Below are 15,034 nucleotides of genomic sequence, written 5' to 3'. Positions count from 1 at the left end.
GTATGCATGTACGGCAAGGCATTCGCCCCCGAGTACCAGGGCGCCCTCACCACCCTCTCCGTGAACTCGTCGCTGACCGACGTACTGGCCGTCGGCACCGAGCGGTTGAGGGCCGCCGAGCGCGCCGGGCAGCACGGGGAGGCGGCGCGCTCCGGGCTCGCGGTGGCCGAGGCGCACCGCCGGCTGGGCCGGATCGGGGAGGCGGACCGGGCGTGGAAGGCGAGTTACCGGGCGGCGCGGGCGGCCGGGGACACCGCCTCGATGGCGTGGGCACTGTGGAGCGGCGGCACGCTGGCCCGGCAGCGCGGCGCGTTCGCCCTGGCCCGGCGGCTGCTGGAACTCGCGGCCGACCTCGGCGAACGCGGCGGCGACATCGTGGCCCGCGGCTACTCGCTGGCGGGCCTCGCCGAGACCGGCCGTATCCAGGGCGACTACGAGGCCGTCGGCAGGCTGCACGAGCAGTTGCTGGCCGAGGCACGTCGGCGTGGCGAGGCCCGGCACACGGTGTGGGCGCTGGAGGGCATCGCGCAGATGCACCGCAACACCGGCGCGTACGACACGGCGTACGCGATGTTCGAGGAGGCGGCCGGCATAGCCGCCCGGGCGGAGGACCGGCGGGGTCACGCCTGGGCGTTGCGCGGGCTCGCCGATGTCGTCTCCGTGCGCGACGGCGACACCGAACGGGCGCTCGCCCTGCTGTCCGAGGCGGAGACGACGTGCCGGGCGATGAACCTCTCCAGCGCGCTGGCGTACAACCACAAGATGCGCGGCAACGTCCTCTACCGCGCCGGGCGTTACACCGAAGCCAGGGACCTGTACGAGCAGGCGCTCGGGGAGTTCCGGGCCATGAGCGAGCCGCGCGGTGAGGCGCTGGCCCGGCTCGGGCTGGCCAAGTCCCTGGCCCGGCTGGGCCGCGACCGCACCGAGACCGCCGCCGAACTCGTCGGCCTGGCCCGCGTCCTGGAGCGGATCGGTCTGCGGCACGCGCGCGAGATGGTGGCGCGGGCCCAGGAGGAGCTCGGGCTGCGGGCGGAGGTCGTACGGTGATGGCGCTCACGTCGGCGGTCGCCGTTCCCGAAGTTCTCGAACGCTGCCGGGCGTTGGTGCGGCCCGCGCTGCGGGACGCCGTCGGACGGCTGCATCCATGGGTCGGCGAGATGGCCGCGTACTCCTTCGGCTGGTGCGAGGTCGGCGGCAGCCCGGCCGTCGCGCCCGGTGGCAAGGGGGTGCGGCAGGCGCTGGCCGTGCTGGGCGCGGAGGCGGCCGGTGCGCCCGGGCGGGACGGGGTGCCCGCGGCGGTCGCGGTGGAGTTGGTGCACACCTTCTCCCTGCTGCACGACGACATCATGGACGGCGACGCGGCCCGGCGCCGCCGTCCCACCGTGTGGAAGGCGTACGGAACGGGCCCGGCGGTCCTGGCGGGCGACGCGCTGTTCGCCCTGGCCGTCGAGACGCTCGCCGTCCCACCGGCGGGCCCCGGGGCGCTGCGTCTGCTCTCCGCGGCCCTCGGCGACCTGGTGTGCGGCCAGGCGGACGACCTGCTGTTCGCCGGGCGGCCGTGGACGGGGCGGCGGCGGGTGCGGCCGGAGGAGTATCGCGCGATGGCCGAGCACAAGACCGGCGCGCTGCTCGGCTGCGCGGCCGCGCTGGGCGCCCTGCTCGGCGGCGCGCCGCCCGCCACGGCCGCCGCGCTGGACCGTGCAGGACGGCACCTGGGGGTCGCGTTCCAGGTGGTCGACGACGTGCTGGGGATCTGGGGCGACCCGGCCGTCACCGGCAAACCGGTCCACAGCGATCTGCGGGAACGTAAGAAGACCTTCCCGGTACTGGCCGCGCTCGACTCGCCGAGTCCCGCCGCCGGACGCCTCGCCGAACTACTGGAGGCGGACGGGGAACCAGGGGCGGTGGCCGCTCTGATCGACCAGGCGGGCGGCCGGGCGGCGGCGCTGGCCGAGGCACGCCGGCACCTGACCGCGGTCGATGCGGCGCTCCTCGACGTGCCACTGGCGGCGGGGCCGGCCGAGGAGCTGCGGTCGCTGCTGGACTTCCTGCCGCGGCGCGACCTCTGAGGCCGTGTTGACCTTCGCCGCACCGCGCGTCAGGGTTCGAGGCGGCGCGGATCTCCGCCCCGTGCCGGAAGGGTGACTGCCTTGATCGGGATCACGGACATCGAGAACGCGGCCGAGCGGATCGCCGGCCACTTGGTACGCACCCCGACAGTGCCGAGCCCCGGCCTGTCCGCACTGCTCGGTGTCCCGGTCACGGCGAAGCTGGAACTGCTTCAGCGCACCGGCTCGTTCAAGGCGCGTGGGGCGACGGCCAGGCTGCTATCGCTCGGCGAGGCGGAACGGGCCGCCGGGGTGGTGGCGGTCAGCGGCGGCAACCACGGGATCGCCCTCGCGGTCATGGCCGCGGCCCTCGACGTGAAGGCGACGGTCGTCATGCCGCGCTCGGCGCCCGCCCGGGCGGTGGAGATCGCCGGGGCCGTCGGCGCGTCGGTCCGGCTGACCGACGACATGGACGGCGCGTTCGCGCTGGTGACGCGGCTGCGGGACGAGGGACTCACGCTGGTCCATCCCTTCGACGACCCGGTGGTGATCGCCGGGCAGGGCACGGTCGGACTGGAGTTCGCCGAGGACGCCGGTGACCTCACCGACGTGCTCGTCAGTGTCGGGGGCGGCGGGCTGATCGCCGGTGTCGCGGCGGCACTGCTCGCCCGCCGGCCGGGCCTGCGGATCTGGGGCGTGGAGACCGAGGGCGCCGAGGCGATGTCCCGGGCGCTGGCGGCAGGCGGCCCGGTGCCGGTCGCCCTGTCGTCGATCGTCTCCACGCTCAGCGCCCCGTCCGTGTCGCAGCTGACGTACGACCATGTGTCCGCCCTGGTCACCGAGGTGCTCGTGGTCTCCGACCGGGAGGCCGTGCAGGGCTCGCTCGATCTGGCCGACCACGCCAAGGTATGGGCCGAACCGGCCGCCGGCTGTCTGCTTCCCGCGGCCCGGCGGGTCCTGGAGCGGGTCGGTGACGGGGCCCGGCTGGGACTCGTGGTCTGCGGGGGCAACGCGACGACCGGTGATGTCATGACCTGGTCCCAGCGGTTCGGGCTGCGTTGAGACGGGACAACTCCGATCAGCGGTTGGACAGTTCTTATTGACTGGTCGTACAGCAAGCGAACAAAAGAAAAGAGGCGCCTTTCAGTTGCGGATTCATTGAACGCACCCCGACGCAGCCGCCGTACCACTGTGAAAGGTGAGAACCAGGGGTTCAGCGAGGGATGACCATGGTCAAGGCGCACGTCTCCACACACGAGTTGGTCGCCGGCAGGTACCGGCTCGTGGAGGTCCTCCACCGCGAAACGAACCGCATCTGCTGGTACGGCGAGGACATCCAGGTCGAGCGCCCCTGCCTGCTCACCCAGATCGGGCTCCCGGTCGGCCTGGACGGGGAGACCTCCCGTCGGGCCACCGCCCGGGTCGTCCGGATGTCGGAGACCATGGGGCTGCTGTGTCCCGGCCGGGTCGCCGTGGTCGTCGACGCCGTCGAGGAGTCCGGCACCCTGTGGACCGTCACCGAGTGCATCGACGGCATCCCGCTGGGGGAACTCATCGCCCGGCAGGGCACGTTCAACTACGTACGGGCGGCCCGCATCGGCCTGGAGCTGCTCGACGTGCTGGAGGCCGCGCACGGCGAGGGCATCACGCACGGCGAGCTCAGCCCGGGCCAGGTGTTCGTGCAGGAGGGCGGCTCCGTCGTGGTCACCGGCTTCGGGCTGGCCGGCGCGACCCTCGCACCCCGGGTCAGCGCACCCTCGTACGCCTCCCCCGAACAGGCTCGCGACGATCGCATCGGACCGGCCGCCGACCTGTGGGCGCTCGGCGCGATTCTGTACACGATGGTCGAGGGCCGTCCGCCCTTCCGCGACCGGGACCGGCCCGAGACCACCCTGAAAGGAGTGGACCGCCTTCCACTGCGCACGCCGGTGCGCGCCGGCCCGCTCACCCAGACCTTGCAGGGGCTGCTCCGCAAGAACTCCACGGAGCGACTGACCCGCCCCGTGGTCCGCGAGGCGCTTACACGTGTCCTTACCGGGGACCCCGACGAGGCCACTCCCATGGTGGGCAGGCCCCGGCTGCGCGGCGTGTACGGCGCGGGCCCGGGGTGGAGCAGGCGCACCATGGTCGCCGGCACGGCCCTGGCCGTCGTCACCGTCGCCGTCTCCGTCCTCGCCGTGACCCGGCAGCTGCCGGGCACCGGCACCTCCGCCGGCGAAGCGCCGCCCCAGCCCTCCGTCTCCGCCTCCGTGCCCGACGACGGCGCCGACGGACAGCAGCCCTCCCAGCCGCCGACGACACCGACAACACCGACACCCACCCCTACGCCGACACCGACTCCGACGCCCACACCCACGCCCACCCCCACACCGACGGCGTCCCCCACAGGCACGCCGCTGCCCCCCGGGTTCCACCTCTACCACTCCCCGGAGGGCTTCTCCGTCGCCCTCCCCGAGGGCTGGAAGCCGCTGCGCACGACGCGCGCGTCCGGCCTGGCGTACCGCGTCGTCTTCGGCGCGGACGACGACCCACGCGCACTGGCCGTCACCTACAGCGAACGCGTGGGCCCGGACCCCGTCGCCGTCTGGCGCGACGACGTCGAGCCGGGTCTGAAGGAGGAGGCGGGCAGCTACCGGCGGGTCGGCGACATCCGCGCGACGACCTATCAGGGACGCGAGGCGGCCGACATGGAGTGGCTCGCCGACATCAACGGCACCCTCCTGCGCACCTTCGGTCGGGGCTTCCTCATCGGGGAGGGCCGCAGCTTCTCGCTGCGCTGGGCCACCCCGGCGGAGGACTGGAACGACGCCGCGAACCAGGAGGCGCTGGACACCTTCCTGAGAACCTTCCGGCAGGCCTCAGACTGAGCCACGGGGAGCCCGCATCGCGTGGAGCGGCCCTCCGTGCAGCGGCTCGGTGCGCCAGCGCGCCGTGAACGTCCGGTCCGCGAGCGAGCACGTCACCACCAGGTGGTGCGGCGTCTCCAGGAAGGCCACGTCCACGACGAGGGTGTGGGCGTCGGTCCATCCCCCGCTCACGGCCGTCGGGACCGGGCCGTCGTCGTGGACGGTCCAGCCGTCCCCGCCGAGCCGCAGGACGAGTCGGTGACCGACCTCGGTGAGCGTCAGACTCCAACCGTCGGCGTCCGCGCCGACCCCCACCGCGGTCAGCGTCGGCTGGTCCGCGCAGGCACCGCCGTACGGCGTGAACTCTGCGCCGGACCAGGCCTCCGGCCGCTCCGGCGGGGTCGGCTTGCCCGCGGCCGGCGGCAGCGCGAGCCGCGCCGGCCGCTCCCCCAGTGCCGCGTCGGCGTCCTGCCCGCCGGGCAGCGGTCCGGGGCCGAACGCCGGCAGCAGATGCTCCCAGACCAGGTTCAGCAGTTTCTGCATCTGCTCGGTGGCCGCGGTCGTGGCGATCACGGCCTCGTGCTCGGGCAGCACCAGGCAGAACTGGCCGTACGCCCCGTCGCCGCGGTAACCGTGCCGGGACCTCCAGAACTGGAAGCCATAACCCTGCTGCCAGTCCGACAGCGCGCCCTCGGGCGTACCGTCGGCGTTCGACACGTGAGCCCGCGTTGCCTCGGCGACCCATCCCTCGGGCAGCAGCCGCTCGCCGTCCCACACACCGTCCTGGAGATGGAGCAGCCCGAGCCGGGCGATGGCGTCGGTCGTGGCGTGCAGTCCGCTGAAGCCCAGTTCACGCTCGGCCCGGTCCCGCGCCCATGCGACCTCGCCGATGCCGAGCGGATCCAGCAGCCGGGGTCGCAGATAGTCGGTCAGCGACTGGCCGGTGACGCGCTGGAGGATGGCGCCGAGCGTGTACGTGGTGGGCTGGTTGTACGCGAAGACACTTCCCGGCTCACGCTCGGGCGGCAGCAGCAGGAATCCGCGCACCAGTTCCCCGGGGTCGATCGCGTGTGCGCGTTCGAACGTCTCGGCGTCGTGTCCGCTAGGCCATCGACGCCACGTGCCGCACGAGCATCGCGCGGCTGCGCGGGTCGGTGATGTCGGCCTCGAACTCCGGGAAGTACGAGATCACCGGGTCGTCCAGCCGGATCAGTCCCTCGGCGACGGCGAGACCCGCGGCCGTCGCCGTGAAGCTCTTGCTGAGCGAATACAGGAGATGCGGCCGTTCCGGGGTGTACGGCGCCCACCACCCGGACGCCACGACCTGACCGTGCCGCAGGATCATCAGGCTGTGCGGCTCGATGTCCGGGGCCGCTTCGAGGGCGTCGAGGAAGGTGCGGACGCCCGCCGCGTCGACGCCTTGGGCGGCGGGGGTGCTCCGGGGCAGCGGGCGATCGCTCATGCCCGCATCCTCTTCCGGCGACCGGGAGGTGATCGAGGGGAATCGAGCGGTTTGCCGGCCCTCAGACGGCCTGTTTTCGCTTCCGCTGACCGGGGACTCAACCCTTATGGTGCAAATCGGATACACGATGATGACCGAGCAGGCCGGCCCCCGTGAGCTCGTCGACCATCTGGTACGGGCCGAGGAGGCGGGCTACGACTTCTCGGTGACCTCGGACCACTACTTTCCGTGGCTGCGCTCACAGGGTCACTCGCCGTACGCGTGGAGTGTGCTGGGCGCGGCCGCCCAGGCGACCTCGCGCATCCCGCTGATGACGTACGTGACGTGTCCCACCGTCCGCTACCACCCGGCGGTGGTGGCGCAGAAGGCGGCGACGATGCAGCTGCTGTCGGAAGGCCGGTTCCGGCTGGGGCTCGGCTCGGGCGAGAACCTCAACGAGCACGTGGTGGGCGGCGGTTGGCCGTCCGTGGACGTGCGGCACGAGATGCTCGAAGAGGCGGTGGAGATCATCCGCGCGCTGTTCGAGGGCGGCCATGTGAACCATCGCGGTACGCACTTCGACGTCGAGTCGGCCCGGCTGTGGGACCTCCCCGACCAGCCGCCGCCGATCGGCATCGCGGTCTCCGGCGAGCAGTCCTGCACCCTGGCGGGCCGACTGGCCGACCTGGTCATCGCCACCGAGCCCAAGTCGGGGCTGCTCGACGCCTTCGACCGGCACGGCGGCGAGGGCAAGCCGCGGGTGGGCCAGCTGCCCGTCTGCTACGACCCCGACCGCGACGCGGCCGTCAAGCGCGCCCACGCGCAGTTCCGTTGGTTCGGAAGCGGCTGGAAGGTCAACTCCGAGCTGCCGCACCCGGACGCCTTCGAAGCGGCCACGCAGTTCGTCACGCCCGACGACGTCGCCGACGCGATTCCCTGCGGCGACGAGCCGGAGGACTTCGTGGAGGCCGTACGGCCGTACGCCGAGGCCGGTTTCACCGAGATCGCCCTGGTGCAGATCGGCGGGGAGTCGCAGCAGGCGTATCTCGACTGGGCGGCGAAGACGCTGCTGCCCGCGCTGCACGACGCCCTCGACTGAGCGGGACGTACGGCCCCCGCACCGCGGGCGGGTGCAATAGGCTTCCGACCTGCACATTGTGCGGTCCGACCAGCCTGCCCAGGAGAAACAACCGTGACCCTGTCGATCGTCCCGTCCGAGACGTCCCCCGTACCCCTGTCCGACCTCGTGGCGCGGGACGCGCGCGAGTTCGGGGTCTACGCACGGACCGGAGGATGGGCCTTCGGCCTGCTGGTGGCGCGCAGCGTGCGGCCCGGAGGCCAGAGCGCGGACGAGACACCGAAGGTGTCGGCGAAGGAGTTCGCCGAACTCGCCGGATGCTCGCCCGAGCGCGTCATGCGCTACTACAAGGCCTGGGACCGTGCCGCCGACGACGGTCTCGTCCCGCACTTCGAGGCGCTGACGCCGGGTCAGGAGGTGGAGCTGCCGGACGCGGACGTATGGCTCAGCTACTACGTCTCCCGCAACAGCGCCACCTCCGAGCGCGGCACCGCCATCGCCGAGGCCGCCGAGGCCGAGGGCATCCGGCCGACCAAGGCGCTGGAGGTCGCCGAGAACCCCACCGCGCTGCGCGCCGCGATCCTCGCCGACCCCTCCACCGCGCGGGCCGCGCGCAGCGCGCTGCTCGACCGGCTGAGGGAGGACCCGGAACTCCAGGCCGAGTTGGCGCGTGACGTCGTACGCACCGACGACCTGAAGAAGGCAGTCGCCAGCGAGAGCCGGGCCGCCGACCGGATCGGATACGTGCGGCAGATCGCCGAGTCGGGCCAGGTCAAGACGCCCGCCGGGCAGACCATCGACGCGCCCGTCGACCTCCGTCAGGAGGCCGAGCGGCATCTGTCGCTCCTCGATGAGCTGGAGGAGGACGAGGACACCGGCGAGTGGGCGACCGATGCGTACGACACCATGAAGTCGCTCGTCGTCGAGGCGGTGGAGGCCGATCCCGAACTGCGCGTCCAGGAACGGCGGACGAAGTTCTACAGCAGCCTGCAGAAGGCCACCAAGGTCTTCGAGGAGCTCACCTTCGACGACGCCCAGGAGTTCTACGAGGACGACATGGTCCAGCGCCTGGAGGAACTCCAGCAGGCCATCGCCACGTGCATCACCTCGCTGCGCGGGGCGCGGGGCAATCACCCGCAGGGCTGAGCATCTTGTGCACGACGGGGGTACTAGAGGGCTCTACGACAGTTCTCACCGGAGGCCCTCTCGTGAACTCCTTCGTGCACAAGTCCCTGGTCGTGCAGCTCCAGGCGGGCACCACGGACCGCTTTCCGGTACTCGCCCATCTGAGCTACGACGCGGCGGACCCGTTCGCCGTCACCGCGGTGTTCAGCCACGACGGCCGGGTGCTCGCGCGGTGGCGGCTGGACCGGGAGATGCTCAGCGACGGACTTCAGGGCCCGGTGGGCGTGGGAGACGTGCGGCTGCGTCCCGTGTCGACGGGCGTGTGGCAGGAGCTGCGCATGGAGTTCCGCGGCGACGCCCGCCCCGACGGGGGCCGTCCGTGTGCCGTGGTGTTCGCCTGGGCCCCGGCGCTCGCGGCCTTCCTGCGGGAGACCCGCGACATCGTGGCACCCGGGCGGGAAGAGGTCCGCATCGACGACTTCCTCGCGGAGGTCATCGCCGGGGGCTGACACGAACGGCGGTTCGACACCCTCGCCATCACTTCGACGTACGGCCACGCCGCGTCAGCATCGGAACGACGAACCAGCACAGCACGTACCAGACGAGCACTCCCGTGACCAGCCAGGGCACGTACGCGTCATCGGTCGCGACCCTGAGGATCAGCAGGAGCGCGGAGGTCAGGGTGGCAAGCAGCAGCATCAGGCCGACGAAGGTCAACCGGGAGGCCCACTCGACCGCCTGCGGCTTCACCCGCCGCCCCACCACCAGGCGGTGCAGGGACACCGGGCCGATCAAGGCGCCGGTGGCGGCGGCAGCCAGCAAGACCGTCACGATGTAGATGACCTTGTCCGTGTGCGGCAGGTCCTCGTACTTGGGCGTGAACACGACGGTGAGCAGGAAGGCGAACAGAATCTGCACGCCCGTCTGGGCGACCCTGACCTCCTGGATCAGCTCTCCCCACTTCCGGTCGGCTCTCTCCTCCTCGGTCTCGTTGCGCCCCGTGTATCCCGCATCTGCTCCGCTTCCGGTGCCCGACACGCTTCCTCCCTGCCTGAGTGGCCCCGTTCTCCTTCTCTGCACCGTGTTCCCTGCTTCGCGCGGAACGGACAGGTCCTGCGTCGATGGGCACAGCATGTGACGCAACGTGTTTGCGACGCGGCCGAGCGGCAAACCGGATCCCATGACGGAATCGGAGAAGGAAACGAACAAGAAGACAGCAGCCGCCTCGACCGCCGCCTCCAAGGCGCGGCAGAACGCGGACAAGGCGACGGCCCCGGCGGCGGAGACCGCGCGCGCCGCCGCCACGAAGACGGACGACGCGGCGTCGATGGCGAAGGCCGGTGCGCAGCGGGCCGCCGATTCGACGAGCGCGGCCGCGCACACGGCGGCCAAGAGTGTGGAAGCGGGCCGTCAGGCGATTGTGTCGGCCTCGGGCCAGGTCGCGGCCGGCGCGAAGACGGCGTGGACGGTGCTCAGCCACCGCAAGCTGGTCACCGCGGGCGTCGGAGCGGGCCTGACCGCGCTCGGCGCGGCGTCCTACGTGGCGGGCCGCCGTGCGGAGCGACACACTCTCGGGCCGGTCACGCGGCTCACCGGCGGACGCCTCTGAGGTGCCGACGGCGTGGGCGGGGGCCGTTTCAGCGATCAGCGGACGGTTACACGAAGCGCGAGACGTACGGCGTCGACCATCCGAGGAGTCCCGTTGACCATGTCCGGCCCCGAGCTCACTGTCACACTCAGCGGCGGCAGCACCGCCGACGCGCAGAAGATCGTCCGGGCCCTGGAGCCCGCCTTCGGCCCCGCGGACGACCTGCCCGCCGACGATCACGCCACCGTCCACACGGCGACGTTCGCCGACGGCACCGCCGACCGGCTCGCCGGGACTCCGCAGGGCCACCTCGGTCACCTGTCCGCTCCGGTGACCGTCACCGTGCAGGGCACGCCGAAGGCCGTGGAAACGGCGAGCGACATGCTGTCCCGCGCCTTCCCCGTGCACGACCAGGGCTCCGCCTCGGGCGACCAGGAGCGGGAGAGGCAGCTGCTCCTGGCGCCGTGAGCGACATGCCGGGACCTACCAGCGGGCTTCCACCTGGTCCTTGATCCGCCGGTCGTACAGGTCGCCGATCGCGGTGAGCGTCGCCTCCGACAGCTCCGGCAGCTTGGCGGCGGCCGCGTTGGCGCGGGCCTGCTCGGGCGAGCGGGCGCCCGGGATCACGGTGGTCACGCCCGGCCGCTGGATGATCCAGCGCAGGGCCAGCTGGGCCGGGGTGTACCCCTCGGGGGCGAGCGCGGCGAACTCGGCGGCGGCCTCGACGCCCGTCGTGTAGTCCACGCCGGAGAAGGTCTCACCCACGTCGAAGGCCTCGCCGTGCCGGTTGTAGGTGCGGTGGTCGTTCTCCGGGAAGACCGTGTCCTTGGTGTACTTGCCCGACAGCAGGCCCGAGGCCAGTGGGACGCGGGCGATGATGCCGACGCCGGCTTCCCGGGCGGCGGGGAGCACCTCGCGCAGGGGCTTCATGCGGAACGGGTTGAGGATGATCTGCACGCTCGCCACGCCCGGCCGGGCGATCGCGGTCATCGCCTCCTGGCAGGTCTCCACACTGACGCCGTACGTGGCGATCCGCTCCTCCTCGACCAGGGTGTCCAGGGCGTCGAACACCTCGTCCGTGGAGTACACCGGCGTCGGCGGGCAGTGCAGCTGGACGAGGTCGACGCGGTCGACGCCGAGGTTGCGCCGGGAACGGTCGTTCCAGGCGCGGAAGTTGTCCAGGACGTAGTTCTCCGGGATCTGGTCGACGCGGCGGCCCATCTTCGTGGCGACCAGCACATGCAGGTCGGGCCTGCCGCGCAGGAACGTGGCGATGGTCTGTTCGCTGCGCCCGTCGCCGTACACGTCGGCCGTGTCGAAGAAGGTGACCCCCGACTCGGCCGCCGCCTCCAGTACCGCCAGGGCTTCCTTGTCGTCGACGTCTCCCCAGTCGGCACCCAGTTGCCAGGTGCCGAGACCGACGACGGATGCGTGCTGTTGCGACCTACCGAATGTGCGCTCGTCCATGACGTCAGTCTGTCATCCGTCACCCGCCCGCGCGGAAGCGGCCGCTCCGGCCGGTCACCCGCACATCGTTCACTCACACGAGTGAGGAGGCGCCACGGAAGGCATGCACGCGTCAATCGCCGCCTAGTGTGGGCCCGTGCCCGATCGTTCAGCATGCAACTTCCCACAGGGAGACCCTTCCTGAACCCGTCGCGGCTTCCTCCGTTCCGCCGCCGCCCTGGCCGCCGTACCCGTCCTGGTGGCGGCGGATCCGGCGGTCGCGGCCGAGGAACTGCCGGACTTCCCGGCGGGGGTCGCCCTGTACCGCTCGGCGTACCGGAACTGGGTCGGCGAGATCACCGCCGACGGACTGTGGGCCTGTGCGCCGGCCGGCCCCGACCAAGTCGTCGCCGTCGTCAACTGGGCCTGGCGGCACGACTGGACGGTACGCGCCCGAGGCTCCTCGCACGGCTGGTCGCCACTGACGATCACCGAGGGCACCGCGTCGGACGCACGTGTCCTCCTCGTCGACACCGCCTCCCACCTCACCGGCCTGTCCGTGGAGTCCGCCTCCTCCGTCCGCGCCGGCACCGGCGTCACGCTGGAAGCGCTGCTCACCTACCTGGAGGAGAACGGCCTCGGTGTCACCGCCGCGCCCGCTCCCGGCAACCTCACACTCGGCGGCGCGCTGGCCATCGACGCGCACGGCACCGCCGTACCGGCGCGGGGCGAACAGCGGCTGCCCGGGCACACGTACGGCTCGCTCAGCAATCTCGTGCTGTCGCTGACGGCGGTCGTCTGGGACGAGGACAGCGGCGCCTACGCGCTGCGGACCTACCGCCGCGACGAGGCGGACTGCGCCGCGCTCCTCGCCCACCTCGGCCGTGCCCTGGTCACCGAGGTCGTGCTGCGGGTGGGCGCGAACACGAATCTGCGGTGCGTGAGCCGTACGGACATTTCGGCCGGCGAGCTCTTCGCGGCACCCGGCGGTGACGGGCGTACGTTCGCGAGCTTCCTGGAGCGGTCCGGGCGGTTGGAGGCGATCTGGTTCGCCTTCACGGAGTATCCGTGGCTGAAGGTGTGGAGCGTGGCATCCACACGGCCGCTCACCTCCCGGCGGGTGACGTCGCCGTACAACTACCCGTTCTCCGACAACGTCCCGACCCCGGTGGCGGACCTGGCCGGGCGGATGGTCTCGGACGCGGCCTGGTACCTCGCGCCGGTGCTGGGCACCGCACAGTACGAGGCGGCGGCGCTCGGGCTCGTGGCGACGCTGTCCGCCGACATCTGGGGGCCTTCCAAGAACACCCTGCTCTACCTGAAGCCCACCACGCTCAAGATCACCACGAGCGGGTACGCCGTGCTCACCACCCGGGACCAAGTGCAGCGTGTCGTCGCCGAGTTCGCCTCCTTCTACCGGGAGCGGCTGACGGTGTACGCGGCGCTGGGCCGCTTCCCGGTGAACGGCTCGGCGGAGATCCGGGTGACGGGCCTCGACGATCCCGCCGACGCCGAACTGGACGGCGCCCGCGCCCCACTGCTGTCGGCGCTGCGGCCGAGCGGCGAACACCCCGAGTGGGACACGGCCGTCTGGCTGAACGTCCTGACGCTGCCCGGCACGCCGCACGCGGAGGCCTTCCTGCGCGAGATCGAGCGGTTCCTGCTGCGTGCGTACGACGGCGGGCACGCCCTCACCCGGGTCGAGTGGTCCAAGGGCTGGGCGTACACGGAGGAGGAGGTGTGGGACGACGAGGAGGTGCTGGGCACGGCCGTGCCCGCCTCATACGGCGAGAGCCTGTGGGAGGAGGCGACCGGAGTCCTGGACCGGCTCGACCCGCACGGCGTCTACGGCAACGCCTTCCTCGACCGGTTGTTCCGTTAGGGCGTAACGGGTCGGCGGCCTTCCGGATCGCGTCACTTTCTTCGGGTGAGGCAGGCCACTGCTGGGGCCCCGTCCATGAAAGATCACCGGAATGCGCGCTCCCGCGCGAAGGAATTCCTCCTTCCGGGTCCCGCGGACCACCCTGACAGCAAGATCATCTTCGTTCAATCTTGCACGACATGTTGGTAATTGTCCGGATCGGAGCCAACCACCCTCGGGGGATTTCTCCCGCTCTCATCCGCACCGATAGGCATGCGGGGTCGCCAAACGAACGATCCCAGGAGGTCCCGCATGCCCGAACTCAGCCGTCGCCGTGCGCTCACCGCCGCGGCCGCCCTCGCCACGGTGGCCGGCGCCCACGCCGTCGCCGCGCCACCCGCGGCCGCCGCCGACCACCACCCCGGCTCCCCCGAGGCCTTCGACGAGGTCTACAAGGGCCGCCGCATACACGGCCGGTCGGCCGCCGGCGGCGGTCACCACCACGGCACCGGATACGCGGTGTTCGTCGACGGGGTGGAGCTGCACGTCATGCGCAACGCAGACGGCAGCTGGATCAGCGTCGTCAGCCACTACGACCCGGTGCCCACCCCGCGCGCCGCCGCCCGCGCCGCGGTCGACGAACTGCGGGGCGCCCCGCTCCTCCCGTTCCCCGCCAACTGACCCCGCCCATACGCTCGTTGGGAGACCCGCAGATGACCGTCCGCAAGAACCAGGCGAGCCTGACCGCCGACGAGAGGCAGCGTTTCGTCGCCGCGGTCCTGGAGCTCAAGCGCAGCGGCCGTTACGACACCTTCGTCACGACGCACAACGCCTTCCTCCTGTCCGACACCGACAACGGCGAGCGAACGGGCCACCGTTCACCGTCCTTCCTGCCCTGGCACCGCAGATTCCTGCTGGAGTTCGAGCGCGCGCTGCAGTCGGTGGACGCCTCGGTCGCGCTGCCGTACTGGGACTGGAGCACCGACCGCTCGGCGCGCTCCTCCCTGTGGGCGCCCGACTTCCTCGGCGGCACCGGACGCAGCCGGGACGGCCGGGTGATGGACGGGCCGTTCGCCGCCTCGACCGGCAACTGGCCGATCACCGTGCGCGTGGACGGGCGCACCTACCTTCGGCGTGCGCTGGGCACCGGTGCCCGGGAGCTGCCGACGCGGGCCGAGGTCGAGTCCGTCCTGTCCATACCGACGTACGACATGGCCCCCTGGAACAGCGCCTCGGACGGCTTCCGCAACCACCTGGAGGGCTGGCGGGGCGTCAACCTGCACAACAGGGTCCATGTCTGGGTCGGCGGGCAGATGGCCAGCGGGGTCTCCCCCAACGACCCGGTGTTCTGGCTGCACCACGCGTACATCGACAAGCTGTGGGCCGAGTGGCAGCGCCGTCATCCGGGCTCCGGTTACCTGCCGGCCACCGGGACGCCGGACGTGGTCGACCTCGGCGAGACGATGAAACCGTGGCATGACACGCGTCCCGGGGACCTGCTGGACCACACCGCTCACTACGCCTTCGACACCGACTGACGGACGCCGGTCGCCGGTTTGCTCCGCAGGTCACGCGGTACCCGCGCCGGACAACACCCGACG

The 15,034-nt window shown here is 71.9% G+C and carries 14 protein-coding genes and 1 pseudogene; 12 read left to right on the top strand and 3 right to left on the bottom strand.

What is annotated here, in order from left to right; translation table 11 throughout:
• Window positions 1-6: 6 nt before the first annotated feature.
• The 4 genes from ABT063_RS39440 (at window position 7) to ABT063_RS39425 (ending at window position 4,915) form a co-directional block, all read left to right on the top strand.
• Window positions 7-1,047 (top strand): tetratricopeptide repeat protein, encoded by a 1,041-nt coding sequence (locus tag ABT063_RS39440; protein WP_351065505.1) that lies wholly within the window; start codon window positions 7-9, stop codon window positions 1,045-1,047.
• Complete coding sequence (locus ABT063_RS39435) at window positions 1,047-2,069, top strand: polyprenyl synthetase family protein (protein WP_351065503.1); 1,023 nt, start codon at window positions 1,047-1,049, stop codon at window positions 2,067-2,069. Before ABT063_RS39440 ends, ABT063_RS39435 begins: the two co-directional genes overlap by 1 nt.
• Window positions 2,070-2,150: 81 nt before the next feature.
• A complete protein-coding gene (locus ABT063_RS39430) occupies window positions 2,151-3,110 on the top strand; it encodes a threonine/serine dehydratase family protein (protein ID WP_351065502.1) in 960 nt (319 codons plus the stop codon).
• A 161-nt stretch (window positions 3,111-3,271) separates the two neighbouring features.
• Window positions 3,272-4,915, top strand: coding sequence for a serine/threonine protein kinase (locus ABT063_RS39425; RefSeq protein ID WP_351065501.1), 1,644 nt, complete (start codon window positions 3,272-3,274; stop codon window positions 4,913-4,915).
• Here the strand turns inward: ABT063_RS39425 and ABT063_RS39420 are convergent.
• A pseudogene (locus tag ABT063_RS39420) lies at window positions 4,907-6,356 on the bottom strand (serine hydrolase domain-containing protein). The gene ABT063_RS39425 and the pseudogene ABT063_RS39420 overlap by 9 nt on opposite strands.
• A 106-nt stretch (window positions 6,357-6,462) precedes the next feature.
• Here ABT063_RS39420 and ABT063_RS39415 point away from each other — a divergent pair.
• The 3 genes from ABT063_RS39415 (at window position 6,463) to ABT063_RS39405 (ending at window position 9,047) form a co-directional block, all read left to right on the top strand.
• The gene (locus ABT063_RS39415) at window positions 6,463-7,434 is read left to right on the top strand and encodes an LLM class F420-dependent oxidoreductase (protein ID WP_351065499.1); all 972 of its coding nucleotides are present in this window, start codon (window positions 6,463-6,465) and stop codon (window positions 7,432-7,434) included.
• Window positions 7,435-7,527: 93 nt separating this feature from the next.
• Window positions 7,528-8,559 carry a hypothetical protein gene (locus ABT063_RS39410; RefSeq protein WP_351065497.1) on the top strand — a complete coding sequence of 344 codons (1,032 nt, stop codon included), beginning with the start codon at window positions 7,528-7,530 and terminating at the stop codon, window positions 8,557-8,559.
• A gap of 62 nt (window positions 8,560-8,621) precedes the next feature.
• Complete coding sequence (locus tag ABT063_RS39405; protein ID WP_351065496.1) at window positions 8,622-9,047, top strand: SsgA family sporulation/cell division regulator; 426 nt, start codon at window positions 8,622-8,624, stop codon at window positions 9,045-9,047.
• A 28-nt stretch (window positions 9,048-9,075) separates the two neighbouring features.
• Here the strand turns inward: ABT063_RS39405 and ABT063_RS39400 are convergent, their stop codons facing one another.
• Entirely contained in the window at window positions 9,076-9,576 is a 501-nt protein-coding gene (locus ABT063_RS39400) for a DUF6328 family protein (protein WP_351065494.1), read from the bottom strand.
• A 142-nt stretch (window positions 9,577-9,718) separates the two neighbouring features.
• Here ABT063_RS39400 and ABT063_RS39395 point away from each other — a divergent pair, with 142 nt between their 5' ends.
• On the top strand, window positions 9,719-10,147 hold the full coding sequence (locus ABT063_RS39395; RefSeq protein WP_351065493.1) for a hypothetical protein: 429 nt from the start codon (window positions 9,719-9,721) through the stop codon (window positions 10,145-10,147).
• Window positions 10,148-10,246: 99 nt separating this feature from the next.
• The gene (locus ABT063_RS39390) at window positions 10,247-10,594 is read left to right on the top strand and encodes a hypothetical protein (RefSeq protein WP_351065491.1); all 348 of its coding nucleotides are present in this window, start codon (window positions 10,247-10,249) and stop codon (window positions 10,592-10,594) included.
• Window positions 10,595-10,609: 15 nt separating this feature from the next.
• On the opposite strand, the gene ABT063_RS39385 is transcribed toward ABT063_RS39390, so the two are convergent.
• Window positions 10,610-11,593 (bottom strand): aldo/keto reductase, encoded by a 984-nt coding sequence (locus ABT063_RS39385; RefSeq protein WP_351065489.1) that lies wholly within the window; start codon window positions 11,591-11,593, stop codon window positions 10,610-10,612.
• A 238-nt stretch (window positions 11,594-11,831) separates the two neighbouring features.
• Here ABT063_RS39385 and ABT063_RS39380 point away from each other — a divergent pair, with 238 nt between their 5' ends.
• The 3 genes from ABT063_RS39380 (at window position 11,832) to melC2 (ending at window position 14,971) form a co-directional block, all read left to right on the top strand.
• Window positions 11,832-13,454 carry a cholesterol oxidase substrate-binding domain-containing protein gene (locus ABT063_RS39380; protein ID WP_351065487.1) on the top strand — a complete coding sequence of 541 codons (1,623 nt, stop codon included), beginning with the start codon at window positions 11,832-11,834 and terminating at the stop codon, window positions 13,452-13,454.
• Between the two features lie 291 nt (window positions 13,455-13,745).
• Window positions 13,746-14,114, top strand: coding sequence for an apotyrosinase chaperone MelC1 (gene melC1 / locus ABT063_RS39375; RefSeq protein WP_351065485.1), 369 nt, complete (start codon window positions 13,746-13,748; stop codon window positions 14,112-14,114).
• A 32-nt stretch (window positions 14,115-14,146) separates the two neighbouring features.
• A complete protein-coding gene (melC2, locus tag ABT063_RS39370; protein WP_351065484.1) occupies window positions 14,147-14,971 on the top strand; it encodes a tyrosinase MelC2 in 825 nt (274 codons plus the stop codon).
• The last annotated feature ends 63 nt before the right edge of the window (window positions 14,972-15,034 follow it).

The organism is Streptomyces sp. NPDC002838, from assembly GCF_040295365.1.
GTDB lineage: Bacteria > Actinomycetota > Actinomycetes > Streptomycetales > Streptomycetaceae > Streptomyces.
Note: the sequence above shows the minus strand (reverse complement) of the source record. Positions and strands in the feature narration are given on the sequence as shown.